The 22,571-nt window shown below is 75.3% G+C and carries 23 protein-coding genes; 6 read left to right on the top strand and 17 right to left on the bottom strand.

From position 1 onward, the window contains the following. Positions 1-77 precede the first annotated feature (77 nt). Entirely contained in the window at positions 78-1,109 is a 1,032-nt protein-coding gene (gene rsgA / locus ACI8AK_RS14700; protein WP_387992121.1) for a ribosome small subunit-dependent GTPase A, read from the bottom strand. A gap of 162 nt (positions 1,110-1,271) precedes the next feature. On the opposite strand from rsgA, the gene ACI8AK_RS14695 reads away from it, so the two are divergent. Beyond that, positions 1,272-2,273 (top strand): glycerophosphodiester phosphodiesterase family protein, encoded by a 1,002-nt coding sequence (locus ACI8AK_RS14695; protein ID WP_387992118.1) that lies wholly within the window; start codon positions 1,272-1,274, stop codon positions 2,271-2,273. Between the two features lie 89 nt (positions 2,274-2,362). Here ACI8AK_RS14695 and ACI8AK_RS14690 read toward each other — a convergent pair whose 3' ends face one another. Beyond that, entirely contained in the window at positions 2,363-3,652 is a 1,290-nt protein-coding gene (locus ACI8AK_RS14690; protein WP_387992115.1) for an adenylosuccinate synthase, read from the bottom strand. Positions 3,653-3,719: 67 nt separating this feature from the next. Here ACI8AK_RS14690 and ACI8AK_RS14685 point away from each other — a divergent pair, with 67 nt between their 5' ends. From ACI8AK_RS14685 to ACI8AK_RS14675, 3 genes are all read left to right on the top strand, one after another. Next, positions 3,720-4,334 (top strand): hypothetical protein, encoded by a 615-nt coding sequence (locus tag ACI8AK_RS14685; protein WP_387992112.1) that lies wholly within the window; start codon positions 3,720-3,722, stop codon positions 4,332-4,334. A gap of 88 nt (positions 4,335-4,422) precedes the next feature. Further along, positions 4,423-5,469 (top strand): ABC transporter permease, encoded by a 1,047-nt coding sequence (locus ACI8AK_RS14680; RefSeq protein ID WP_456956839.1) that lies wholly within the window; start codon positions 4,423-4,425, stop codon positions 5,467-5,469. Further along, positions 5,466-6,269 (top strand): ATP-binding cassette domain-containing protein, encoded by an 804-nt coding sequence (locus ACI8AK_RS14675; RefSeq protein ID WP_387992106.1) that lies wholly within the window; start codon positions 5,466-5,468, stop codon positions 6,267-6,269. Before ACI8AK_RS14680 ends, ACI8AK_RS14675 begins: the two co-directional genes overlap by 4 nt. Before the next feature lie 21 nt (positions 6,270-6,290). Here ACI8AK_RS14675 and ACI8AK_RS14670 read toward each other — a convergent pair whose 3' ends face one another. The 10 genes from ACI8AK_RS14670 to clpB all read right to left on the bottom strand — a co-directional run bounded on the left by ACI8AK_RS14670 (position 6,291) and on the right by clpB (position 16,727). After that, positions 6,291-6,434, bottom strand: coding sequence for a GPGG-motif small membrane protein (locus tag ACI8AK_RS14670; RefSeq protein ID WP_387992103.1), 144 nt, complete (start codon positions 6,432-6,434; stop codon positions 6,291-6,293). A gap of 159 nt (positions 6,435-6,593) precedes the next feature. Continuing rightward, complete coding sequence (locus ACI8AK_RS14665) at positions 6,594-7,001, bottom strand: DUF3151 domain-containing protein (RefSeq protein ID WP_387992100.1); 408 nt, start codon at positions 6,999-7,001, stop codon at positions 6,594-6,596. A gap of 3 nt (positions 7,002-7,004) precedes the next feature. After that, positions 7,005-8,039: a class II fructose-bisphosphate aldolase gene (gene fbaA / locus ACI8AK_RS14660; protein WP_387992097.1), complete on the bottom strand. Its 1,035-nt coding sequence runs from the start codon at positions 8,037-8,039 to the stop codon at positions 7,005-7,007. 75 nt (positions 8,040-8,114) lie between these two features. Then, positions 8,115-9,509, bottom strand: a complete 1,395-nt coding sequence (locus ACI8AK_RS14655; RefSeq protein ID WP_456956838.1) for an FAD-binding oxidoreductase — start codon at positions 9,507-9,509, stop codon at positions 8,115-8,117. Positions 9,510-9,579: 70 nt separating this feature from the next. Next, a complete protein-coding gene (gene pyrE, locus ACI8AK_RS14650; protein WP_456903916.1) occupies positions 9,580-10,134 on the bottom strand; it encodes an orotate phosphoribosyltransferase in 555 nt (184 codons plus the stop codon). A gap of 67 nt (positions 10,135-10,201) precedes the next feature. Further along, entirely contained in the window at positions 10,202-10,879 is a 678-nt protein-coding gene (locus ACI8AK_RS14645) for a fasciclin domain-containing protein (RefSeq protein WP_387992088.1), read from the bottom strand. A gap of 129 nt (positions 10,880-11,008) precedes the next feature. Beyond that, the gene (locus tag ACI8AK_RS14640; RefSeq protein ID WP_456956836.1) at positions 11,009-12,658 is read right to left on the bottom strand and encodes a molybdopterin-dependent oxidoreductase; all 1,650 of its coding nucleotides are present in this window, start codon (positions 12,656-12,658) and stop codon (positions 11,009-11,011) included. Positions 12,659-12,740: 82 nt separating this feature from the next. After that, positions 12,741-13,373: a hypothetical protein gene (locus ACI8AK_RS14635; protein WP_456956835.1), complete on the bottom strand. Its 633-nt coding sequence runs from the start codon at positions 13,371-13,373 to the stop codon at positions 12,741-12,743. 91 nt (positions 13,374-13,464) lie between these two features. Next, a complete protein-coding gene (locus tag ACI8AK_RS14630) occupies positions 13,465-14,004 on the bottom strand; it encodes a hypothetical protein (RefSeq protein ID WP_456903908.1) in 540 nt (179 codons plus the stop codon). Positions 14,005-14,141: 137 nt separating this feature from the next. Further along, a complete protein-coding gene (clpB, locus tag ACI8AK_RS14625; RefSeq protein ID WP_387992077.1) occupies positions 14,142-16,727 on the bottom strand; it encodes an ATP-dependent chaperone ClpB in 2,586 nt (861 codons plus the stop codon). Positions 16,728-16,925: 198 nt separating this feature from the next. On the opposite strand from clpB, the gene ACI8AK_RS14620 reads away from it, so the two are divergent. Both ACI8AK_RS14620 and ACI8AK_RS14615 read left to right on the top strand, forming a co-directional pair. Beyond that, positions 16,926-17,396, top strand: coding sequence for a MarR family winged helix-turn-helix transcriptional regulator (locus ACI8AK_RS14620; RefSeq protein ID WP_387992074.1), 471 nt, complete (start codon positions 16,926-16,928; stop codon positions 17,394-17,396). 100 nt (positions 17,397-17,496) lie between these two features. After that, entirely contained in the window at positions 17,497-17,931 is a 435-nt protein-coding gene (locus tag ACI8AK_RS14615; protein ID WP_387992071.1) for an OsmC family protein, read from the top strand. 57 nt (positions 17,932-17,988) lie between these two features. On the opposite strand, the gene ACI8AK_RS14610 is transcribed toward ACI8AK_RS14615, so the two are convergent. From ACI8AK_RS14610 to dnaJ, 5 genes are all read right to left on the bottom strand, one after another. After that, positions 17,989-19,617: an MFS transporter gene (locus ACI8AK_RS14610; protein ID WP_456956833.1), complete on the bottom strand. Its 1,629-nt coding sequence runs from the start codon at positions 19,615-19,617 to the stop codon at positions 17,989-17,991. 59 nt (positions 19,618-19,676) lie between these two features. After that, positions 19,677-20,180, bottom strand: a complete 504-nt coding sequence (locus tag ACI8AK_RS14605) for a MarR family winged helix-turn-helix transcriptional regulator (protein ID WP_456956831.1) — start codon at positions 20,178-20,180, stop codon at positions 19,677-19,679. A 159-nt stretch (positions 20,181-20,339) separates the two neighbouring features. Then, positions 20,340-20,870, bottom strand: a complete 531-nt coding sequence (locus tag ACI8AK_RS14600) for a MarR family winged helix-turn-helix transcriptional regulator (RefSeq protein WP_387992062.1) — start codon at positions 20,868-20,870, stop codon at positions 20,340-20,342. Further along, on the bottom strand, positions 20,867-21,346 hold the full coding sequence (locus tag ACI8AK_RS14595; RefSeq protein ID WP_387992059.1) for a heat shock protein transcriptional repressor HspR: 480 nt from the start codon (positions 21,344-21,346) through the stop codon (positions 20,867-20,869). Before ACI8AK_RS14595 ends, ACI8AK_RS14600 begins: the two co-directional genes overlap by 4 nt. Then, positions 21,343-22,563, bottom strand: a complete 1,221-nt coding sequence (gene dnaJ / locus ACI8AK_RS14590) for a molecular chaperone DnaJ (protein ID WP_456956829.1) — start codon at positions 22,561-22,563, stop codon at positions 21,343-21,345. The genes ACI8AK_RS14595 and dnaJ overlap by 4 nt, the downstream gene beginning before the upstream one ends. Positions 22,564-22,571 lie beyond the last annotated feature (8 nt).

Raw genomic sequence — 22,571 nt, 5'->3', positions numbered from 1 at the left:
GACCGCGACCCTACCCATGGAGGACCCCGTCCTCCCCACCCCTCGCACGCTCGGGGCGGTGCCCTGGACGGGGCCTGCTACCGCACCCGGTTCGGCTGGGAGCGGTACGCCCGGTGCAGCGCCTTGACCCGCTGGTGCTCGGCGGCGCGGGCGCGGGCGTCGGCCCGCAGCAGCTGGCGGCGCGCCTCGGCCTGCAGCTTGCGCCAGCCCAGCAGGCGGCCCGGGTCGAGCCGGCCCTCGTCGATCGCCGCGGCGACGGCGCACCCGGGCTCGGTGCGGTGCTCGCAGTCGCGGAACCGGCAGTGGGCGGCCAGCTCGGCGACGTCGGCGTAGGCGGTGTCCACGCCCTCGTCGTCGTGGAGGCCGAGCTCGCGCATGCCGGGGGTGTCGACGAGCAGGCCGCCGCCGGGCAGGACGTGCAGCTCGCGGGAGGTGGTGGTGTGCCGGCCGCGGCCGTCGGCCTCCCGGATCTCCCGGGTGGGCGCCACCTCGCGGCCGGCCAGCGCGTTGGCCAGCGAGGACTTCCCGACGCCGGACGGCCCCACCATCGCCGCCGTCACGCCGGGCCCGAGCAGCGCCCGCAGCGCGTCCAGGCCCGCGCCGGTGCGCGCGCTGACGGCCAGCACCTGCGCGCCGACGGCGTCCTCGGCCACCTCCGCGACGGCGGCGGCCACGTCGTCGCACAGGTCGGCCTTGGTGAGGACGACGACCGGCGTCGCCCCGCTCCCCCACGCGACGGCGAGGTAGCGCTCGACGCGGCGGGCCCGGGTCGGGCCGGCGAGCGCGTCGACGACGAGGACCAGGTCCAGGTTCGCGGCGACGACCTGCGCGGCGGAGGTGCGCCCGGCGACCGTGCGGGTGAACGCCGAGGTGCGGGGCAGCAGCGCGACGGCGAGCTCCCCGCGCAGCGCCACCCAGTCGCCGACCGCGGGTGCCGCCACGCCGTCGGGGTCGTGCAGCGCGGCGGCGGGGTGCACGCGCCGCTCGCCGTCGGCGGTGAGCACGGTCAGCCGGCCGCGGTCGACCCGCGCCACCCGTCCGGGCTCGGTCCCCGGCGGGAGCTGCTCCAGACGCGCCCGGGACCAGCCGATCCCTGAGAGATGTGTCACGGGGTGGATGGTCCCGCGCAGGTCAGCGCGGTGTCCTCCCAATTCTCAGAGACTCGCCAGTCCGCGTTCGCCATCCCGACACCTCCGTCGGGTGTTCTGGATGGCATGCACGCGATCGAGTCGCTTGCGACTCCCGCCGTGGCCCGGTCCTCCCGTCCTCTCGTGGTGGGGCACCGCGGTGCCTGCGCCTACCGGCCGGAGCACACGATCGCCAGCTACGAGCTGGCCATCGACATGGGCGCCGACCTCATCGAGCCCGACATCGTCGTCACGAAGGACGGCGCGCTGATCGCGCGGCACGAGAACGAGCTGTCGCGCACCACCGACGTCGCCACCCGGCCGGAGTTCGCCGACCGCCGCACCACCCGCCGGGTGGGCCGCAAGCGGCGCACCGGCTGGTTCGCCGAGGACTTCACCCTCGCCGAGCTGCGCACCCTGCGCGCCGTCGAGCGGCGGCCGGACCTGCGCCCGCTCAACACCGCCTACGACGGCCAGTTCGGGGTCCTCACCCTCGAGGAGGTCGTGGAGCTGGCCCGCCGGCGGTCGACGCCGCTGCGGCAGGTGCGCGTGCTCGCCGAGCTCAAGAAGCCCAGCTGGTCGGCCGAGCGCGGCCAGCCGATGGTCGAGCTGGTCGCCGCCGAGCTGCGGCGGCTGGACGCGACCTCCCCGGACGGCACCGTCGTCGTCCAGTCCTTCGACGCCGCGGCCCTGCGCCGGCTGCGCGCCGACCTCGGGGACGACGGCCCGACCATGTTCCAGCTGGTCGACGTCACCGCCTGCGACGACCACCTGCTCACCAACGCCGGGCTGCGCGCGGTGTCCACCTACGCGCAGGGCATCGCGCCCTGCGTGGACCACGTCCTGCTGCGCGACGCCGACCAGCGGATGACCGGCGTGTCCGACCTGCTGCCCCGCGCGCACGCCGCCGGCCTCACGGTGGTGCCGTGGACGCTGGCGGCGGAGAACGAGTTCCTCCCGCTGCACCTGCGCAGCAGCGAGGACCCGGCCGCCCGGGGCGACGCGCTCGGGGCCGCGCGGCTGCTGCTCGCCCTCGGGGTCGACGGGATCATCACCGACAACCCCGACGTCGTCGTCGCCGCCCGCGCCGAGCTGGAGCAGACGGCCGCCCCCGCGATCGACACCGCGGTGGACACCGCCGCCTGACCGGAGCCGCCTGACCGGAGCCGCCCGACGGGGAGGCCCCGCAGGGTCCCGCCGCGAGCCTGCGAGTGGCGGGGGCAGGGGGTCCCCCGTCAGTCGATCAGGTCGTGGACGACGACGTTCTCGTCACGGCCCGGGCCGACGCCGATCACGCTGATCCGCGCGCCCGAGAGCTCCTCGAGGCGGCGGACGTAGGCCTGCGCGTCGGCGGGCAGCTCGTCGAAGGAGCGGCAGTGCCGGATGTCCTCGGACCAGCCCGGCATCTCCTCGTACACCGGCTTCGCGTGGTGGAAGCCGGTCTGGGTCATCGGCATCTCCTCGTGCCGGACGCCGTCGACGTCGTAGGCGACGCAGATCGGCACCGTCTCCAGCCCGGAGAGCACGTCGAGCTTGGTGAGGAAGTAGTCGGTGATCCCGTTGACCCGGCTGGCGTAGCGGGCGACGACGGCGTCGAACCAGCCGCAGCGGCGGTCGCGGCCGGTGGTCACGCCGACCTCGCCGCCCTGCTTGCGCAGGTACTCGCCGTTGGCGTCGAACAGCTCGGTCGGGAACGGGCCCGAGCCCACGCGGGTCGTGTAGGCCTTGAGGATCCCGACCACCCGGGAGATGCGGGTGGGGCCGATGCCGCTGCCGGTGGCCGCGCCGCCCGCCGTCGGGTTCGACGACGTCACGAACGGATAGGTGCCGTGGTCGACGTCGAGCAGGGTGCCCTGCGAGCCCTCCAGCAGCACCCACTCACCGGCGTCGAGCGCGTCGGCGAGCATCAGCCGGGTGTCGGCGATGCGGCCCTTGAGCTGCTCGGCGTAGCCGGCGTACTCCTCGACCACCTCGTCGACGTCGATGGCCTTGCGGTTGTAGACCTTGACCAGGACCTGGTTCTTCTCGATCAGGGTGCCCTCGAGCTTCTGCCGCAGGATCGACAGGTCCAGCAGGTCGGCCACCCGGATGCCGGTGCGGGCGACCTTGTCGCCGTACGCGGGGCCGATGCCGCGACCGGTGGTGCCGATCTTGCGCTTGCCGAGGAACCGCTCGGTGACGCGGTCCAGCGCGCGGTGGTGCGGCATGATCAGGTGGGCGTCGGCCGAGATGACCAGCCGCGAGGTGTCGACCCCGCGCTCCTCCAGCCCCGCGAGCTCCCCGATGAGCACCTGCGGGTCGACGACGACACCGTTGCCGATGACCGGCGTGCAGCCCGGCGTGAGGATCCCCGACGGGATCAGGTGCAGGGCGTAGCGCTCGCCGTCGGGCGTGATGACGGTGTGCCCCGCGTTGTTGCCGCCCTGGTAGCGGACCACGTAGGGCACGCGCCCCCCGAGCAGGTCGGTGGCCTTGCCCTTGCCCTCGTCGCCCCACTGGGCGCCGATCAGCACGACTGCCGGCATCTCGCTGTCGTCCCCCTCAGGACTCGTCACCGGCGGTCGACCGGCTGGCAGGTGGCAGGGTATCGGCATGCCCCTCGTCGAGTTCGACCTGCGCGGTCTCGCGCCCGGACGGGCGCCCGAGCGGGCCGTCCTCGCCGAGGCGCCGGACGCGGACTCCCTGCTGGTGCGCGGCCCCGTGCCGGCGCTCGCGGGCGTGCTGGCCGTGCTGCACGCCGCCGGCCGGACGGCGGAGGTCCCGGTGTCCTGGGACCCCGCCGACGACAGCGCCTCCCGGGGGCTGGCCCGGGACCTGGGCATCGGCAGCGGCGGGGAGCGGGAGCTGTCGCTGGTCCGCGACGACCACGGCGGGGTGCTGCTGCAGCACGGCCGCTACGAGGCCGCCGAGAAGGGACGGCTGCCGCTGGCCGCGCGCCTGGGCGTGCAGGCCCACCACGACGACGCCCGGGTGGCCGACGGGATGGTGGCGCGGATCGACGTGCGGCCGGACTGGACCGCCGTCGACACGATCCGCGTCGTCGTCTCCCCGCAGCTGATGCGCCCGCCCCGGCGGAGCTCCGGCCGCGCGCTGCAGCTGGCCAGCGACCCGGCCCGGGTCACCCGCGACGGCGTCCCCTACCCGCGGCCGGTCTCCCGCTGGACCTGGTACGCCGACGACCGGGTGCGCTGGCGCCTGCGCCCCTGAGGGGGACGCGATCGCGGCCGCCGTCGTGGACACTGGAGCCACTCCAGACCGAGGAGGCCCTCCTGCGACCGTTCCCCCCGGTGGCCCGGTGACCGTCGACCGCCTGCCCGCGTTCCGCGTCGCCCCGCCGCGCCGGCGGCTGCTCGACCGGGCCCTCGCCCGGCCCAGCCTGGTCGCGGTGCTCGGGCTGGTGATCGTCCTCGTCCTGTTCGGGCTCCGGACACCCGACCTGCTCACGCCGGCCGGGCTGGGCGGGGTCCTCGACGCCGCGGCGCTGCTCGGCATCGGCGGCGTGGCGGTGGGCCTGCTCATGGTCGGCGGCCACTTCGACCTGTCGATCGGTACCGTCACCCTCGGCAGCGCCGTCCTCACCGCGCTGCTCGCCGGCCCCGCCGGGTGGGGCATCTGGCCCGCGCTGGCGACGTCGCTGGCCGCGGCCCTCGCCGTCGGGCTGGTCAACGGCTGGCTGGTGGTGCGCACCGGGCTGCCGAGCTTCCTGGCCACCCTCGCCACCGCGCTGGTGCTGCAGGGCACCACCCTGTCCGGCGTCCCGCTCGTCGCGGGCGCGCCGCGGATCAGCGGCCTGGACGAGGCGCCCGGCTGGTCCTCGGCGTCCGCCGTGTTCGGCGCCACCGCCGAGGTGGGCGGCGGCACCTTCCCGGTGTCGCTGCTGTGGTGGCTGGCCGTCACCGCGGGCGCCGGCTGGCTGCTGTGGCGGACGCGGTTCGGCAACGAGGTGCTGGCGATGGGCGGCTCCCGCCGGGCGGCCCGCGAGCTGGGCGTGCCGGTCCGCCGGACGACGCTGGTGCTCTACGCGCTCACCGCGACCGCGGGCTGGCTGCTCGGCACGCTGGCGCTGGTGCCGGCCGCGAGCGTCGGCGCCACCCCGGCCCTGGTGAGCGCCATCGACTACGTGGTGGTCGCGGTGATCGGCGGCTGCCTGCTGACCGGCGGGCAGGGGTCGATGGGCGGCGCCGCGGTCGGCGCGCTGCTCTACGCCGCCGCCCGCGAGGGCGTGGAGCTCGCCGGGTGGGACCCGCGCTGGTCGCAGGCGCTGCTCGGCGTCGTGCTGCTGGTCGCGCTGCTGGTGGGAGGGGTGGTGCGCGCCCGGCTGCGGGCCGCGCCGCGCTCGTGACCGCCGTGCCACCGGTGCTGGAGCTGCGCGGGCTGAGCGTCCGCCACGGCGGCGTGCCGGCGCTGGACCGGGTCGCGGTCGCGCTGGAGGGCGGCCGCATCACCTGCGTGCTCGGCGAGAACGGCGCGGGCAAGTCGACGCTGGTGTCGGTGCTGTCGGGGCTGCGCCGGCACGACGAGGGCGAGCTGCTCCTCGACGGCGTCCCGGTGCGCTTCCGCAGCCCCCGGGCGGCGCGGGCGGCGGGGATCGCCACGGTCTGGCAGGACCTCGCCGTCGCGCCGCTGCTGCCGGTGTGGCGCAACCTGTGCCTGGGCGCCGAGCCGACCCGCCGGCCGTGGCCGCTGCGCCGCCTGGACGTCGACGCCGCCCGGGAGACCACCGTGCGCGCCCTGGACCGCATCGGCGTCACCGGCATCGACCCCGACCAGCCGGTGAACACGCTCCTGCCGGGGTCGCGGCAGAGCCTGGCGATCGCGCGGGCGGTGCACTACGGCTCGCGGGCGCTGGTGATCGACGAGCCGACCGAGCCGATGACCATCGCCCAGCACACGCTGGTCGGGCAGGCGGTGCTCGGCGCGCGGGCGCAGGGGCTCGCCGTCGTCGTCGTCACCCACAACCCGCGCTACGCCCACCTGGTGGGCGACCGCTTCCTGCTGCTGGCACGTGGCCAGGTGGCCGGCGACCTCACCCGCGCCGACGTCGACGCCGACGACCTCACCCGGCTCATGGCCGGCGGTGAGGAGCTCACCGCGCTGACCACCCGCCTGCAGGAGCTGCACCCCGAGCTCGGCGACCGCTAGGCCGCCGAGCCCGGGGGTGGGTCAGGTGAAGAGGCTGACGCCGCCGGGGCCCACGAGCAGGCCCACGACGATCAGCACGATGCCCCAGAGCAGCTGCTTGCGGAGGATCGCGAAGATGCCGGCGACCACCAGGACGACGGCGAGGATCCAGAGGAGCGTTGCCACGGACACCTCCTGTGACGGGCGCCCCGGCGGGGCGCGCTGGTCACGGAGTGTTCTCCCGGCGAGGCCGCCCCGCCCGGTGAACGCAGTGGTGCGGGGGCGGCCTCACCCGTCACGGTGACCGTGGGTGATCCGGGCCGGGTCCCGGGGAAGGAGCCCGGGTCAGGGTGCGAGCGAGGGGTCGCAGTCGCGCAGCAGCTGGGTGCAGCGCTCCTGCTCGTCGGTCTCGCCGATCGCCTCGGCGGCGCGGGCGAGCACGGTGACGCAGCGCAGGAAGCCCCGGTTGGGCTCGTGCGACCACGGCACCGGGCCGTGGCCCCGCCAGCCGTTCTTCCGCAGCGCGTCCAGGCCGCGGTGGTAGCCGGTGCGGGCGTAGGCGTAGGCCTCGATGGTGCGGCCGTCCGCGAGCGCGGCCTCGGCCAGCGCCGCCCAGGCCGCGCTGGCCCGCGGGTGGCCGGCGGCGACCTCGGCGGGGTCCGTGCCGGCCGCCAGCGCGGCCTCCGCCTCGGGGTCGCCGGGCAGCAGCGTGGCCGGCGGCTCGCCGAGCAGGTTCTGGTGCGCGTGGGTCACGGCTCAGGCGCCCTGCGACTGGCCGGCCGACAGCAGGTCCTCGCACGCGGTGACGACGCGGGCGGCCATGCCGGTCTCGGCGGCCTTGAGGTAGCTGCGCGGGTCGTAGGTCTTCTTGTTGCCGACCTCGCCGTCGATCTTCAGCACGCCGTCGTAGTTGCTGAACATGTGCCCGGCGATCGGCCGGGTGAAGGCGTACTGGGTGTCGGTGTCGACGTTCATCTTCACGACGCCGTAGGACAGCGCCTCGCGGATCTCCGACTGCAGCGAGCCCGAGCCGCCGTGGAAGACGAAGTTGAACGGCTTGCCGCCGTCCCCGAGGCCGAACTCCTGCGACACGACCTCCTGGCCCTGCTTGAGGACCTCCGGGCGCAGCTTGACGTTGCCCGGCTTGTAGACGCCGTGGACGTTGCCGAAGGTCGCCGCCAGCAGGTAGACGCCGCGCTCCCCGAGGCCGAGCGCCTTGGCGGTGGCCACGAAGTCGCCGGGGGCGGTGTAGAGCTTCTCGTTGATCTCGTGGGCGACGCCGTCCTCCTCGCCGCCGACGACACCGATCTCCAGCTCGAGCACGATCTTGGCCGCCGCGGTCTTCTCGAGCAGCTCCTCGGCGATCTGGAGGTTCTCCTCCAGGTCGATCGCCGAGCCGTCCCACATGTGCGACTGGAACAGGGGCGCCTGGCCGGCGTCGACCCGGTCCTTCGACAGCGCGATCAGCGGCCGGACGTAGGAGTCCAGCTTGTCCTTGGGGCAGTGGTCGGTGTGCAGCGCGACGTTGACCGGGTACTTCTCGGCGACGACGTGCGCGAACTCGGCCAGCGCGACGGCGCCGGTGACCATGTCCTTGACCCGGGTGCCGGAGCCGAACTCCGCGCCGCCGGTGGAGAACTGGATGATGCCGTCGCTGCCCGCGTCGGCGAACCCGCGGAGGGCCGCGTTGATCGTCTCCGACGAGGTGCAGTTGATGGCCGGGTAGGCGAAGCCGCCCTCCTTCGCCCGGCTGATCATGTCGGCGTAGACCTCGGGGGTCGCGATGGGCATCGGGGCACTCCTGTCGATCGACGCTGGTCGGCGGTCAGTATCTCCCGGGCGCGGAACCCCCGACAGGCCCCCGTCTCAACCCCTGCGGCGCAGCACCTTGCCGGGGTTGAGCAGGCCGGCCGGGTCGAGGGCGTCCTTGATCCGGCGGTGCACGTCCAGCGACACCTCGCCGATCTCGCGCTCCAGCCACTCGACCTTGATCGAGCCGATGCCGTGCTCGCCGGTGACCGTGCCGCCCAGCGCCAGGCCCAGCTCCAGGACGTCGTCGAAGGCGGCGAACGCCCGCGCCCGCTGGTCGGGGTCGGTGGGGTCGAAGCAGACCGTCGGGTGCATGTTGCCGTCGCCGGCGTGCCCGACGACGCCGATGGTCAGTCCCCGCCGCACGGCGATGCCGTCGCAGCCGTCGAGGAACTCGGCGATCCGCGAGCGGGGCACGGCGACGTCGTCGATGAGCGTGCTGCCCAGCTGCTCGAGCGCGGGCAGCGCCATCCGGCGGGCGGCGAGCAGCAGGTCGCCCTCGGCGGGGTCGGCGGTGGTGTGCACGAGCTCCGCGCCGGCCTCGCGGCACAGCCGCGCCAGCACCTCGACCTCGGCGAGCGCCGCCTCTCCCCCGGCGTCGGACTGCGCGACGAGCAGGGCGCGCGCGGCCCGGTCGAGGTCGGCGTGCAGCAGGTCGTCGACGGCGCAGATGCAGGTGTTGTCCATGACCTCCAGCAGGCTGGGCACCAGCCCGGACGTCACCACCCGCTCGACCACCTGCCCGGTCTGCGCGGTGGTGGCGAAGGTGGCCACCAGGGTCACCGGCTGCTGCGGCGCCGGGCGCAGCGCGAGCGTGGCCTCGGTGATGACGCCGAGGGTGCCCTCCGAGCCCACGAACAGCCGGGCGAGGTCGTAGCCGGCGACGCCCTTGACCGTGCGGCGCCCGGTGCGCAGCACCCGCCCGTCGGCGAGGACCACCTCGAGGCCGAGCACATAGTCGGTGGTGACGCCGTACTTCACGCAGCACAGGCCGCCGGAGTTCTGCGAGAGGTTGCCGCCGATCGTGCACCAGTCGTAGCTGGAGGGGTCCGGCGGGTAGAACAGCCCGGAGCCGGCGACGGCGTCGCGCAGCTGCTTGTTGACCACGCCGGGCTGGACGACGGCGAGCCGGTCGGCGGCGCTGACCTCCAGGACGGCGTCCATGCGGGTCATGACCATGGTGATCGCGCCGTCGACGGCGTTGCTCGCACCGGCCAGCCCCGAGCCCGCGCCGCGCGGGACGACCGGGACGCCGTGCCGGGAGGCGACCCGCATGACCGCGGCGACGTCGTCGGTGCTCCGGGGGAGGACGACCGCGGCGGGGGTGCCGGCCTCGGCGAGCATCGCCTGGTCACGGGCGTAGGCGGCGGTGACGTCGGGGTCGGTGAGGACGCCGTCGCGGCCGAGCACGGCGGCGAGCTCGTCGACCCACGCGGTGGCGAGTGTGGTCACCGCCACACCGTACGGCCGATCCCGGGCACGTCCGCGGCGACGTCCCGTGCTCCTCCGCGGGAGTGCGCGGCTACGACAGGCCGAGGTCGGACAGCTCGAAGGCGGCGCGGTACTCCAGGCCGGCGGCCTCGACGGCGGCCCGCCCGCCGCGGTCGACGACCACCGCGACGGCGATGACCTCGGCCCCGGCCTCCTGCAGCGCCTCGACGGCGGTCAGCGGGCTGCTGCCGGTGGTGGAGACGTCCTCGACGACGAGCACCGCCCGCCCGGCGACGTCGGGCCCCTCGATCCGCCGCTGCAGCCCGTGCGCCTTGCCGGCCTTGCGGACCACGCACGCGTCGAGGAAGCCCTCGCCGTCGGCGGCGGCGTGCAGCATCGCCGTGGCGACCGGGTCGGCCCCGAGGGTGAGCCCGCCGACGACGTCGTAGCGCAGGTCGCGGGTGAGCTGGCGCATCACCCGGCCGACCAGCGGCGCGCCCTCGTGGTGGAGGGTCAGCCGGCGCATGTCGATGTACCAGTCGGCCTCGCGCCCGGAGGACAGCGTGACCCGCCCGTGGACGACGGCGAGGTCGACGACCAGCTCGAGCAGGCGGTCGCGGTCGGGCTGGGCAGCGGGCGCCGTCATGGAGGCGAATCTACGCACGGTTCCGGCCCGGCTCCCGCGAGGGAACCGGGCCGGCGGCCGTGACGCCTCAGCCCTGCGCGGGCGCCAGGACCTGGTCGACGACGTAGACGGTGGCGTTGGCGGTCTGCACGTTGCCGCAGATCACCGAGGCCGGGGTGCCGGTGACGGTCCGGGCGACGGTGAAGCTCTCGCCCGAGCCCTCGATGGTGACCTCGTCGCCGGCCACGGTGGTGTGCGTGCCGGCCAGCTGGTCCGGCGAGAGCCGGCCCGGGATGACGTGGTGGGTCAGGACCTGGGTCAGCATCGCCTGGTCGGCCAGCACGGCCTGCAGCTGGTCGGCCGGGATCGCCTCGAACGCCGGGTCGGCCGGGGCGATGACGGTGATGTCGTCGGTGGTGTTCAGCGTGTCCACCAGGTTGGCCTGGGTGACCGCCTGCACCAGCGTCGACAGCACCGGGTTGTTGCTGGCCGCGGTGGCCACCGGGTCGTCGGTCATGCCGGCGAAGCTGCCCTCGCCGTCGGCCGGGACCGAGGAGCAGGCGGCCCCGAAGGGCTCGTCGGACGCCGGCTCGGCCATCGGGCTGCTGCTCCCCGTCGAGTCGGCGCCGTCCGCCGCCGGCGAGCTGCTGGCGGAGGGCGGGCTGTCGGAGGCCGCGCCGGTGTCCTCCGAGCCGCAGGCGCTCAGGGTGACCGCGAGGGTCGAGGCGGAGGCCAGCAGGAGGCCGCGGGTCAGGGTGCTCTTCACGGGGTGTGCTCCTCGGTCGTCGGTCCATGGTCCCCCGGCCCGTTCGAGGGGTCGGGAGAGGCGTCTGCGGCCGGGTGGCCGAGACGGGCTCTGGGGTGTGCCGGGTGCCGCCCCGCGGGGCGGGGGCCGCTAGGTCGCGATCACCCGGATGGAGTGCAGGCCGCTGGCCCCGTTCGGGAAGGGCCGGGCGCGTTCCCCGGTCTGCACCTCGCCGTCGGCCGTGGTGGCCCGGACGGTGAGCTGGTAGGAGCCGGGGGCGAAGTCGAAGGGCAGCCGCCACTGCCGCCACACGTCGGCGTCCACCGCCGGGGCGAGCTCGGCCTCCCGCCACTCGCCGTCGTCGACCCGGACCTCGACCCGGGCGATGCCGCGGGTCTGCGCCCAGGCGACGCCGGCGATCGGGCGCCGGCCGGCCCGGAACCGGCGCAGGGGGGCCGGGGTGTCGATCCGGGAGGCCACCTTGACCGGGCCCTGGGCGGCCCAGTCGCGCTGGACCCAGTAGGCGTCGAAGGCGTCGTAGGTGGTGGCCTCGATCGAGGTCATCCACTTGCAGGCGGAGACGTAGCCGTACAGCCCCGGGATGAGCATCCGGACCGGGAAGCCGTGCTCGACCGGCAGCGGCTCGCCGTTCATCCCGAAGGCGATCATCGCGTCCTCGACCTGCAGCGCCGCGCGGGTGGGCGCGCCGATGGTCATGCCGTCGGCCGAGCGGCAGACCAGCTGGTCGGAGCGGTCGGAGACGCCGTTCTCGCGGAGGAGGGCGCCGAGCGGGACGCCGGTCCAGCGCGCGGTGCCGGCCAGGCCGCCGCCGACCTCGTTGGAGACGCAGGTGAGCGTGACGTCGCGCTCGACGACGTCGTCGCGGTCGAACAGGTCGGCGAGCGTGTACGTGCGCGGGGAGTCGAACATCCCGGTCAGGTCGAGCCGGTACTCGGCGGGGCGGATCTGCGGGACGGTGATCGCGGTGTCCACCCGGTAGAAGTCGCGGTTGGGCGTGAACAGCGGCGTCAGCCCCTCGACGCGCTCGGCGAGGTCGGCGCCCGGGGGCAGCGCGGCGGCCGGGGACGACGGCGTCGGGAGGGTGAGGTCTCCGCGGGCACCGCTGACGTCGAACCGGCGCTGCAGCAACCGCCCGCCGCCGCCGGCGACCGCGGCCGCGCCCAGGGCGGCGCCGCCGGTGAGGACGAAGCGGCGGCGGTCCATGCCGGCGCCCTGGCGGTCGGCCGTCGGCGGCGCGCCGGGCCGCCGGTCCGTGACCGCCTCGTCGTCACTCCGGGGGGCCGGCACGGTCAGCGGGGCCACCAGCAGGAGGAGGGCGACGACGCCGGCCCCCGCGCCCACGACGGAGGGCAGCGCGTCCAGCGGGCCGCCCGCGGGCCGGGTGGCCGCGGCGAGGGCGCCGACGGCGCCGAACAGCGCGATCCCCGCCACGCCGGTCCGCCGGGAGCGCAGCGACACCAGCCCGACGAGCGCCGCGTACAGCCCGACGAGGACCAGCGTGCCGACGACGAGGGCGACCTTGTCGTCCTCGCCGAACGTCGCGACGGCGAACTGCTTCACCGGCTCGGGGACCAGGGTGATGACCGTGTCGCCGACCGCCACGACCGGCGAGGACGCCGGCCCCACGGACGCGGCGACCAGCTCGGCCACGCCCAGCGCGACCGCGGCGGCCGGCAGCCCGGCGAGGGCGGCGAGCAGCCGGCGCGTGCCGCGGCCGGCGGGGCGGGCGGCCCCGTCCGGCCCGGTGGCCGGTGCGGGGGCCTGCTCGGTGGTGGTCACGTCCGGCGTTCGGGCCGGCCGGGCGAGCGGTTCACCACCGGAGGTGACGAGATGATGACGAGATCTGATGGCGTGCGACGGATCAGCGTCCCTGTGCCCGCCGCCAGCCCTGGTAGCGGTACCAGGCGCTGGCCGGCTTCTGCGCCAGCGCCACGATGCCGACCACGGTGAGCAGGAGCGAGGCGAGGGACAGCACCGTCAGCAGGCCCGAGACGGTCGGGGCACCGCCGCCGAGGAAGCCGACCAGCGAGCCGGCCACGCCCAGGCCGCCCAGCACCCAGAGCACGATCCGCGCCCAGTTGCGGCCCTTCCACGCGAACCACAGGAACAGGACCTGCAGCGCCACCAGGACCAGCGCGAAGCCGGCGCCGGCGACCAGGGCGGCCCGCGCCGCCGACTCGCTGATCGCGACGTCGGGCGAGGCGGCCTGCACCTGCGCGATGAAGCCGTCGACGTCCGCGAACGTGACCAGGGCGTTCACCAGGCCCAGGACGAGCGTGGCCGCGAAGGCGCCCACGCCCAGCACCACGGCCGAGGGGCGCTCGACCGGGGCGGGCGCGCCGAAGCCGTCGGGCGCCGCCGGCGCGGACGCGTACCCGCCGTGGGCGCCCTGCCCGTGGGCGCCCTGGCCGTACGCGCCCTGGCCGTACGCGCCCTGGCCGTAGGGGTCCTGCCCCGGCTGGTCCCAGCCCTGCGGGCCCTGTCCTGCGGTCATGTCCGTCCTCTCCCGTGGCGGTTGCCCGCGCATCATGATCGACGGGCCGCCGTCCGGCCACCCCCGGACGCGCAGCGCGCCCGGCCGGCGGTCAGCGGGCGGACGACCGCCGGCGCTCCCCCTCGGCCCGGTACCACTCGGAGGCCGGCCGCAGGGCGAGCGCGACGAGCCCGACCGCGCTGATCAGGGTGATGAACACCGACAGCGACCCGAGGAACCCCGAGCCGGTCGCCCCGGGACCGGTGAGGCCGGACAGCCCGCCGAGGACGTTGACCGCACCGAGGACCTGGAGCACCACCCGCGCCCAGTTGCGCCCGGTCCAGGCGAACCGGATGACCAGCGCCTCCAGGGCCACCAGCACCGCCCCGAAGCCCGCGCCGACCCAGAACGCGGCCCGCGCCGTCGACTCGGGGACCTCGGCCCCCGCGGCGGCCTGCACCTCCGCGACGATCCCGTCGACGTCGGACAGCGTGACCACCGAGGACACCAGGCCGAGGATCAGCGCGGCCATGAACGCGCCGATCCCCACCCGCACCGCGACCGGTCGCTCGGCCGGCGGCCGGGGCTCGGCGCCGGGCGCCGACGGCGCGTTCCCGTAGCCCGGGAGTCGTCCTCCCCGTTCCTCGGTCACGTCGTCCCCTTCCTCTCCTCGACGTCCTGCCGCCATCGTGCCCGTGCCGTGCGCGGCGCCTCCCCGCATCCCGCCCCGGGGACGCGACGGGCCCGCCGCCCCGAGGGACGGCGGGCCCGGGTGAGGAGCTCCCCGCGTCAGCCGCGGCGGACGGTGAGGCCCTCCTCCGCCAGGTCGTCCGGCGCGTCGACGACGACCTCGTCGCCGTCGCGGATGTCCCCGGCCAGCAGCGCGCGGGCCAGCGGGTCGCCGATCGCCGACTGCACCAGGCGGCGCAGCGGGCGGGCGCCGTAGACCGGGTCGAACCCGTTGAGCGCCAGCCACTCGCGGGCGGCGTCGGTGACGGTCAGCGTCAGCCGGCGGGCGGCCAGCCGGCGGGCGAGCACGCCCACCTGGATCTCGACGATCCCGGCCAGCTCCTCGCTGCCCAGCGCCCGGAACACCACGACGTCGTCGAGGCGGTTGAGGAACTCCGGCTTGAAGTGCGACCGGACGACGTCCATGACCGCGGAGCGCCGCGCCTCCTCCGGCAGCGACTGGTCGGCGATCAGCTGCGAGCCGAGGTTCGAGGTCAGGATCAGGATGGTGTTGCGGAAGTCCACCGTCCGCCCCTGGCCGTCGGTGAGCCGGCCGTCGTCGAGGACCTGCAGCAGCACGTCGAAGACGTCGGGGTGGGCCTTCTCCACCTCGTCGAGCAGCACGACGGTGTAGGGCCGCCGCCGGACCGCCTCGGTGAGCTGGCCGCCTGCCTCGTAGCCGACGTAGCCCGGAGGGGCGCCGACCAGCCGGGCCACCGAGTGCTTCTCGGAGTACTCGCTCATGTCGATGCGGACCATCGCCCGCTCGTCGTCGAACAGGAACTCCGCCAGCGCCTTCGCCAGCTCGGTCTTGCCGACGCCGGTGGGGCCGAGGAACAGGAACGAGCCGGTGGGCCGGTCGGGGTCGGCGATGCCCGACCGCGCGCGGCGGACGGCGTCGGAGACGGCGCGGACGGCGTCGGGCTGGCCGACGACCCGCCTGCCGAGCTCGTCCTCCATCCGCAGCAGCTTCGCCGTCTCCCCCTCGAGCAGCCGGCCGGCGGGGATGCCGGTCCAGGCCTGGACGACCTCGGCGATGTCGTCGGGGCCGACCTCCTCCTTGAGCATGGAGGCCTGGGCGGCCACCGACTCCTCGGCCGCGGCGAGGTCCTTCTCCAGCTGCGGCATCACGCCGTAGCGGAGCTCGGCGACGCGGGCGAGGTCGCCCTCGCGCTCGGCGCGCGCGGATTCGGTGCGCAGCCGCTCCAGCTCCTCCTTGAGCTGCTGGATGCGGACGATCGCGCCCTTGTCCTGCTGCCAGCGCGCGGTCAGCTCGGCGAGCTCCTGGCGCCGGTCGGCGAGGTCGGCGCGCAGCGCGGCCAGCCGGTCGAGCGAGGACGGGTCGTCCTCCTTCTCCAGCGCCATCTCCTCGATCTCCATGCGGCGCACGGCGCGCTCGACCTCGTCGACCTCCACCGGGCGGCTGTCGATCTCCATGCGCAGCCGGCTGGCCGCCTCGTCGACCAGGTCGATCGCCTTGTCGGGGAGGAAGCGGGCCGTGACGTACCGGTCCGACAGCGTGGCGGCGGCGACGATCGCGGCGTCGGTGATCCGGACGCCGTGGTGCACCTCGTAGCGCTCCTTGAGCCCGCGCAGGATGCCGATCGTGTCCTCGACCGAGGGCTCGCCGACGAAGACCTGCTGGAAGCGGCGCTCCAGCGCCGGGTCCTTCTCGATGTGCTCGCGGTACTCGTCGAGCGTGGTCGCGCCGACCATGCGCAGCTCGCCGCGGGCGAGCATCGGCTTGATCATGTTGCCGGCGTCCATGGCCGAGTCGCCCGTGGCGCCGGCGCCGACGATGGTGTGCAGCTCGTCGATGAAGGTGACGACCTGCCCCTCGGACTCGGCGATCTCCTGCAGGACGGCCTTGAGCCGCTCCTCGAACTCGCCGCGGTACTTGGCGCCGGCGACCATGCTCGCCAGGTCCAGCGCCATCAGCCGCTTGCCCTTGAGGCTCTCGGGGACGTCGCCGGCCACGATCCGCTGGGCCAGGCCCTCGACGATCGCCGTCTTGCCGACGCCGGGCTCGCCGATGAGGACCGGGTTGTTCTTGGTGCGGCGGGAGAGCACCTGCACGACGCGGCGGATCTCGGTGTCCCGGCCGATGACCGGGTCGATCTTCCCCTCGCGGGCGCGCTCGGTGAGGTCGACGGCGAACTTCTCCAGCGCCTGGAAGGTGCTCTCGGGGTCGGCCGTGGTGACCCTGCGGTTGCCGCGGACGGTGCGGAAGGCGGCCAGCAGCGCGTCGCGGGTGGCACCGGCGCTGGTGAGCACCGTGCCGGCCTCGCCCCCGGAGCCGGCCAGGCCGACCAGCAGGTGCTCGGTGGAGACGTACTCGTCGCCCAGCGCGCTGGCCTGCTCGCCGGCGGCGTTGACCACCCGCAGCAGCTCACGCGACGGCGACGGCGCGGCGACGGTGGCGCCGCTGACGCTCGGCATGCGGCGCAGGGCGGCCTCGGCCTTGGCCCGGACGTCGGCCGGGTCCGCTCCGGTGGCGGTCAGCAGCGGGCCGGCGATGCCGTCGCTCTGCTGCAGCAGCGCCACGAGCAGGTGCAGCGGCTCCAGCGCCGCCTGCCCCCGGTCGACCGCCAGCCGCTGGGCGGCCGCGAACGCCTCCTGCGAACGGGTGGTCAGCTTGCTCTCCATGGTCGGTGCGCTCGGTCCTCTCCTGGGCGTGCCGGGGTCCCGGCGGGGGATCCTGTCGTCCGGTGCAACGGACCAGGGGTTGAGTCTGTTCCGCTCAACTTGCCTCGTGGGGCAGGAGGTGGTCGAGGAGGCGCCCCGAGGGGTTGACATCCGGCACAACTGCATGCCACGCGACCGGATGGTCCCTACACTCAAGGCATGACGACCACCGGAGACCCGCGCCGCCCTGCCCCGAGCGTGGCTCTGGACGATCAGCTGTGCTTCGCGCTGTACGCAGCGTCCCGCGCGATGACCGCCCGGTACCGGCCGATGCTCGAGGAGCTCGGGCTCACCTATCCGCAGTACCTGGTGATGATGCTGCTCTGGGAAGAGGACCACCAGACCGTCGGCCAGCTCGGCGCCCGCTTGGCGCTCGACAGCGGCACCCTGTCCCCCCTGCTCAAGCGGCTCACCGCGGCCGGGCTGGTCACGCGCCACCGCCGCGTGGAGGACGAGCGGTCGGTGGCCATCGCCCTCACCGACACCGGCCGGGCCCTGCGCGACAAGGCCTTCGCCATCTCGCAGGACATGATCTGCGCGCTCGACCTGGACGTGGAGTCCTTCTCCGATCTCAAGCAGACGCTCAACGTGCTGACCCAGCGGGTCACCGAGGCGCCGCGCGCCGTGTGACCCGGGCGGTGGGTTGCCCGCAACCCGCCGGGGTAGGGCCGCGGGGTCCCGCGCGCCGGCGAGACGACACCGGCGCGCCCCCCGACCGGAAGGCAGCCCGATGCCCACCCGCACCGCCCGCACCGCCTGGAACGGCACCCTCCAGGACGGATCCGGCCAGGTCGAGCTGTCCAGCTCGAAGCTCGGCACCTTCGACGTGAGCTGGCCGAAGCGGACCTCCGACGAGGCCGGCGGCTCCACCAGCCCCGAGGAGCTCGTCGCCGCGGCCCACTCCGCCTGCTTCTCGATGGCCCTGTCGAACGAGATCGCGAAGGCCGGCGGCACGCCGCAGTCGCTCGAGGTCACGGCCGACGTCACGCTCGGCCTCCAGGACGGCGCCACGATCACCGGGATCAAGCTCACCGTGCGCGCCGAGGTCGACGGCCTCGACGCCGACGGGTTCGAGAAGGCCGCGCAGGCGGCGAAGGTCGGCTGCCCGGTCAGCAAGGCGCTCGCCGCCGTCGACATCACGCTGGACGCCCAGCTGGACTCCTGACCCCGGGACGCACGACGGCCCGCTCCCCAGCCGGGGAGCGGGCCGTCGTGCGTTCTGTCAGCGGGCGGTGCCGACCGCCTCGTCCTCGGCGGGCGCGGGGCGGGACTCGCGGGCCAGCCGCTCCTCGCCGCTCTCGGTGCGCAGGGCCACCTCGCGGATGAGCAGGATGGCCGCGACGGCGACCACCGCGATGACCGCGGAGACGAGGAAGACCCGGCCGGTCGCGTCGCCGTAGGAGACCCGGATGAGCTCCTGGATGGCCGGCGGCGCGTCCGCGAGGCTCGCCAGGCCGACGCCGCCCGAGCCGCCGCCGGCCGCGGCCGCCTCCGGCGGCAGGCCCGCGGTGATCAGGTCGGTCACCCGGTTGCTGAGCACCGCGCCGAGCACGGAGACGCCGACGGTGCCGCCGAGGCTGCGGAAGAACGCCACCGCCGACGACGCCGCGCCGAGGTCGCTCGCGGCCACGGTGTTCTGCACCGCGAGGACCAGGTTCTGCATGGTCATGCCGATGCCGACGCCGAGGACGAACAGGAAGACGCCGAGCAGGACCATGTCCGTCTCGTGGTCGACGGTCGCCAGCAGGCCGAACCCGGCGACGACGAGCAGCGACCCGGCCACCAGGAACCGCTTCCACCGGCCGTGTCGGGTGATGAGGATGCCCGAGACGGTGGAGGAGACGAGCAGGCCGCCGACCATGGGGATCGTCAGCAGGCCGGCCGCCGTCGGCGAGTAGCCGCGGGAGATCTGCAGGTACTGGCCGAGGAAGACGGTGGACCCGAACATCGCCACACCGATCGCGACGCTGGCCACGATGGCGAGGGTCGTGGTCCGGTCGCGGAACAGCCGCAGCGGGACGATCGGCTCGGCCGCCCGCAGCTCGGTCACGACGAAGGCGACGACGGCGAGCGCGCTGCCGCCCAGGAACAGCGCCGTCTCGACCGAGGCCCACGCGAACCGGTCGCCGGCGAGGGTGACCCAGATGAGCATCGCGGAGACGCCCGCGGTGAGGAACGCGGCGCCGAGGTAGTCGATGCGGACCCGGCGCCTGGTCACCGGCAGGTGCAGCGTGCGCTGCAGCAGCACCAGCGCCACGGCGGCGAAGGGCACGCCGACGTAGAAGCACCAGCGCCAGCCGAGCCAGCTGGTGTCGACCAGCAGGCCGCCGAGCAGCGGGCCGCCGACGGTGGCCACGGCCATGACCGCGCCGAGCAGGCCCGAGTACCGGCCGCGCTCGCGGGGGCTGATCATCGCGGCCATCGCGATCTGCACCAGCGCCTGCAGGCCGCCGAGACCCAGGCCCTGGAGCACGCGCCAGCCGATGAGCGTGCCCACCGACTGGGACAGGCCGGCGAGCATCGAGCCGACGATGAAGACGACGATCGACAGCTGGATCAGCAGCTTCTTGCTGAACAGGTCGGCGAGCTTGCCCCAGATCGGCGTGGACGCCGTCGAGGCGAGCAGGGTGGCGGTGACGACCCAGGTGTACTGGCTCTGGCTGCCCCGCAGGTCGGTGATGATCGTGGGCAGGGCGTTGGAGACGACGGTCGAGGACAGGAACGCCACGAACATCGCCAGCAACATCCCCGAGAGGGCCTCGAGGATCTGCCGGTGCGTCATGCGGCCCTGCTGCTCGGCGGGCGCCTCCGCCGCCGGGGCGGCGACGGCGGGCTCGCGGGTGGTGGTCACGGTGCTCCTGGTCGGTGCGGGATCGGGTGCGGACGGCGGCCCGGACGGTCGGGCGGTGGTCACGAGGCGGCCCCGACGGCGTGCGGGGAGCCGGCGTGCGGCGAGCGGGCGGGCGGCGGCGCGGCGCGGTCGAGGTCGTCGGCCAGCCGCTCGAGCAGCTCGGTGAGCCGGTGGGCGTCGGCCTCGTCCCAGTCGGCCAGGGCCCGGGTGGCCCACTCCGAGCGCAGTGCGCGGGTCTGGGCCAGGGCGGTGACGCCCGCGGTGGAGACCCGGATGAGGCTGGCGCGGCCGTCGTGCGGGTCGGGCCGGCGCTCGACGAGGCCGGCCCTCTCGAGGGCGGCGACCTGGCGGCTGGCGACCGAGACGTCGACGCCGGCCTGCGCGGCCAGCGCGCTGCAGCGCTGCTCGCCGTCGCGCTCGAGCGGGACGAGCAGCGCCCAGCCGAAGGAGGGCAGCTCCCCGTAGACGGAGTCCGCGGCCCGGCCGGACACGTGCCGGCCGGCCCGGACGAGGCGCGCGATGCCGGCGGTGAGCCGCTCGCGCGTCCGGGAGGTGATGGGCATGGCGACCTCGTGGACAAGGTGATTGCAGACCACAACCATACATGCGGTTGGTTGCTGTCTACAACCTACTACCCGCCCGGTGTGTTCCCCCGACACGACGACGGCGCCCGGACCGCGGGGGTCCGGGCGCCGTCGTGGCGTGGTGCGGGAGGGGCGGGGTCAGGACGCGGGGACCGCGGCGTCCCCCGCCTCGCGGGCCTCGCCGAGCCGGTTGAACCGGGCCAGCAGCTCGCCGAGCTGGGCGACGTCCTCGGCCGGCCAGCCGGACAGGTCGGCCTCCCAGCGCGCCCGGCGGGCGTCGCGGATGCGGGCGAGCCGGGCCGCGCCCTCGGGGGACGGGGTGAGCACCTGCGCCCGCCCGTCGGCGGGGTCGGGCTCGCGGTCGACCATGCCGAGTGCCACGAGGGAGGCCACCTGGCGGCTGACCGTGCTCTTGTCCAGGCCGAGCCGGGCGACCAGGTCGCTGGCGCGCAGCGGGCCGGCGTCGGCCAGCAGCGCGAGCAGGCCGTAGGCCGCGCCGTCGAGGTCGGGGTGCAGCTCGCGGGCGAGCCGGGCCGAGATGGCCCGCGACCGGCGCAGCAGCAGGCCGATCTCGCGCTCCAGCCGCACGAAGGACTCGTGCTGCTGCTCCCGGCGCGCGCTCGTCACGTCTCCCTGGACGACGACGGCGCCGCCGGGGTTCCCGCTCACCGCTGCGCCTCCCTCGGGCGCCAGACGACCAGCGCGGACGTGTGCTGCCGCCGCACCGGCACGAGGTCGGTGCCGACCAGGTCGCGGCCGTAGCCGCTGCGCATCGCCGTCTCCGCGGCGATCCGCCGGTGCTCGGACTCCTCGAGCTCGGCGACCAGCTCGTGCACGCGCTGCTGCAGCGCCTCGACCTGGGACTCCAGGTCGATGATCCGCTTGATGCCGGCCAGGTTGACGCCGTCCTCCTGGGACAGCCGCTGGACCTCGCGCAGCAGCGCGACGTCGCGCGGGCTGTAGCGCCGCCCGCCGCCCGCCGTGCGGCCCGGGGTGACCAGGCCGAGCCGGTCGTACTGGCGCAGCGTCTGGGCGTGCATGCCGGCCAGCTGCGCGGCCACGGAGATCACGAAGACCGGCGCGTCGTCGGCGACGGCGCGGCTCGCGTCGGCGCGCTCCCGGCCCTCGGTCCCCGCGGCGCTCACCGGGTGCTCCCGCGCTCGGCGTTGCGCTGGGTGGCCGCGGTGATCTGCGGGCGCGGGTCGCCCAGTTCGGCGTCGAGGGTCTTCACCGCCCGCTCGGCCTCGGCCGAGAGCCGCTGCGGGACGGCGACCTCCACGGTCACCAGCAGGTCGCCGTCGCGGCCGCGGCCGGGCACGCCCCGGCCCCGGACCCGCAGCGTGCGGCCGCTCGCCGTGCCGGCGGGCACCTTGAGCGTGACGTTGCCGTCCAGGGTCGGCACGGTCAGCGTCGTGCCGAGGACCGCCTCGGGGAAGGTGACCGGCACGGTGAGGGTGATGTCGTCGCCCTTGCGGCCGAACAGCTCGTGGTCGCTGACGTGCACGACCACGAACAGGTCGCCGGCGGGGCCGCCCCGCCGTCCCGGCGCGCCCTTGCCGGCCAGCCGGATCCGCTGCCCGTCCTTGACGCCGGCCGGGATCCGCACGGTGATCGTGCGGGTCTGGGTGGTGACGCCGTCGCCCTGGCAGGTCGGGCACGGGTCGTCGACCACCTGGCCGGTGCCGCGGCAGTTGCGGCACGGCTCGGAGAAGGCGAACGCGCCCTGGCTGCGGCTGGTGACCCCGGCGCCGCCGCACACCTCGCAGGTGTGCGGCGAGGTGCCCGGGCGGGCGCCGCTGCCGGAGCAGGTCGGGCAGGTGCCCGGGCTCTGCATCCGCAGCGGCACGGTGACACCGAGGACGGCCTCCTCGAAGGAGAGGGTGGCCTCGGTCTCGACGTCCTGCCCGCGGGCCGGCCCGGACGCCGCCTGGGAGCGGGCCCGGGCCGAGCCCGGTGCGGCACCGCCGAAGAGGTTGCCGAACAGGTCGCCGAGCCCGCCGCCCCCGCCGCGCGTCCCGGCGCCCCCGGCTCCGCCGAAGAGGTCGCCCAGGTCGAACGGCTGGCCGCCGCCGGTCCCGCCGGGGAAGCCCCCGGGGAACCCGGCACGCGCCCCGGCGCCGCCGGAGCCGAACAGCCGGCGGGCGTCGTCGTACTCGGCCCGCCGCTTGGGGTCGGACAGCACGTCGTAGGCCTCGGAGACCTCCTTGAAGCGCGCCTCGGCCTGCGTGTTGCCCGGGTTCTTGTCCGGGTGCAGGTCGCGGGCGAGCTGGCGGTAGGCCTTCTTGATCTCCGCGGCGTCAGCGCCCTGGGAGACGCCCAGCGCGGCGTAGTAGTCCTTCTCGATGAAGTCCCGGGTGCTCATCGGACGCC

The sequence above is a fragment of the Geodermatophilus sp. SYSU D00867 genome (genome assembly GCF_054050315.1).
The sequence above is the reverse complement of the archived record's forward strand: the minus strand, read 5'-3'. Positions and strand labels throughout refer to the sequence as shown.

Coding starts and splice junctions, on each gene's coding strand:
- ACI8AK_RS14690 (WP_387992115.1), bottom strand. CDS start 3,652: ATGCCGGCAGTCGTGCTGATCGGCGCCCAGTGGGGCGACGAGGGCAAG.
- ACI8AK_RS14685 (WP_387992112.1), top strand. CDS start 3,720: ATGCCCCTCGTCGAGTTCGACCTGCGCGGTCTCGCGCCCGGACGGGCG.
- fbaA (WP_387992097.1), bottom strand. CDS start 8,039: ATGCCCATCGCGACCCCCGAGGTCTACGCCGACATGATCAGCCGGGCG.
- pyrE (WP_456903916.1), bottom strand. CDS start 10,134: ATGACGGCGCCCGCTGCCCAGCCCGACCGCGACCGCCTGCTCGAGCTG.
- ACI8AK_RS14635 (WP_456956835.1), bottom strand. CDS start 13,373: ATGACCGCAGGACAGGGCCCGCAGGGCTGGGACCAGCCGGGGCAGGAC.
- clpB (WP_387992077.1), bottom strand. CDS start 16,727: ATGGAGAGCAAGCTGACCACCCGTTCGCAGGAGGCGTTCGCGGCCGCC.
- ACI8AK_RS14620 (WP_387992074.1), top strand. CDS start 16,926: ATGACGACCACCGGAGACCCGCGCCGCCCTGCCCCGAGCGTGGCTCTG.
- ACI8AK_RS14615 (WP_387992071.1), top strand. CDS start 17,497: ATGCCCACCCGCACCGCCCGCACCGCCTGGAACGGCACCCTCCAGGAC.
- ACI8AK_RS14605 (WP_456956831.1), bottom strand. CDS start 20,180: ATGCCCATCACCTCCCGGACGCGCGAGCGGCTCACCGCCGGCATCGCG.
- dnaJ (WP_456956829.1), bottom strand. CDS start 22,563: ATGAGCACCCGGGACTTCATCGAGAAGGACTACTACGCCGCGCTGGGC.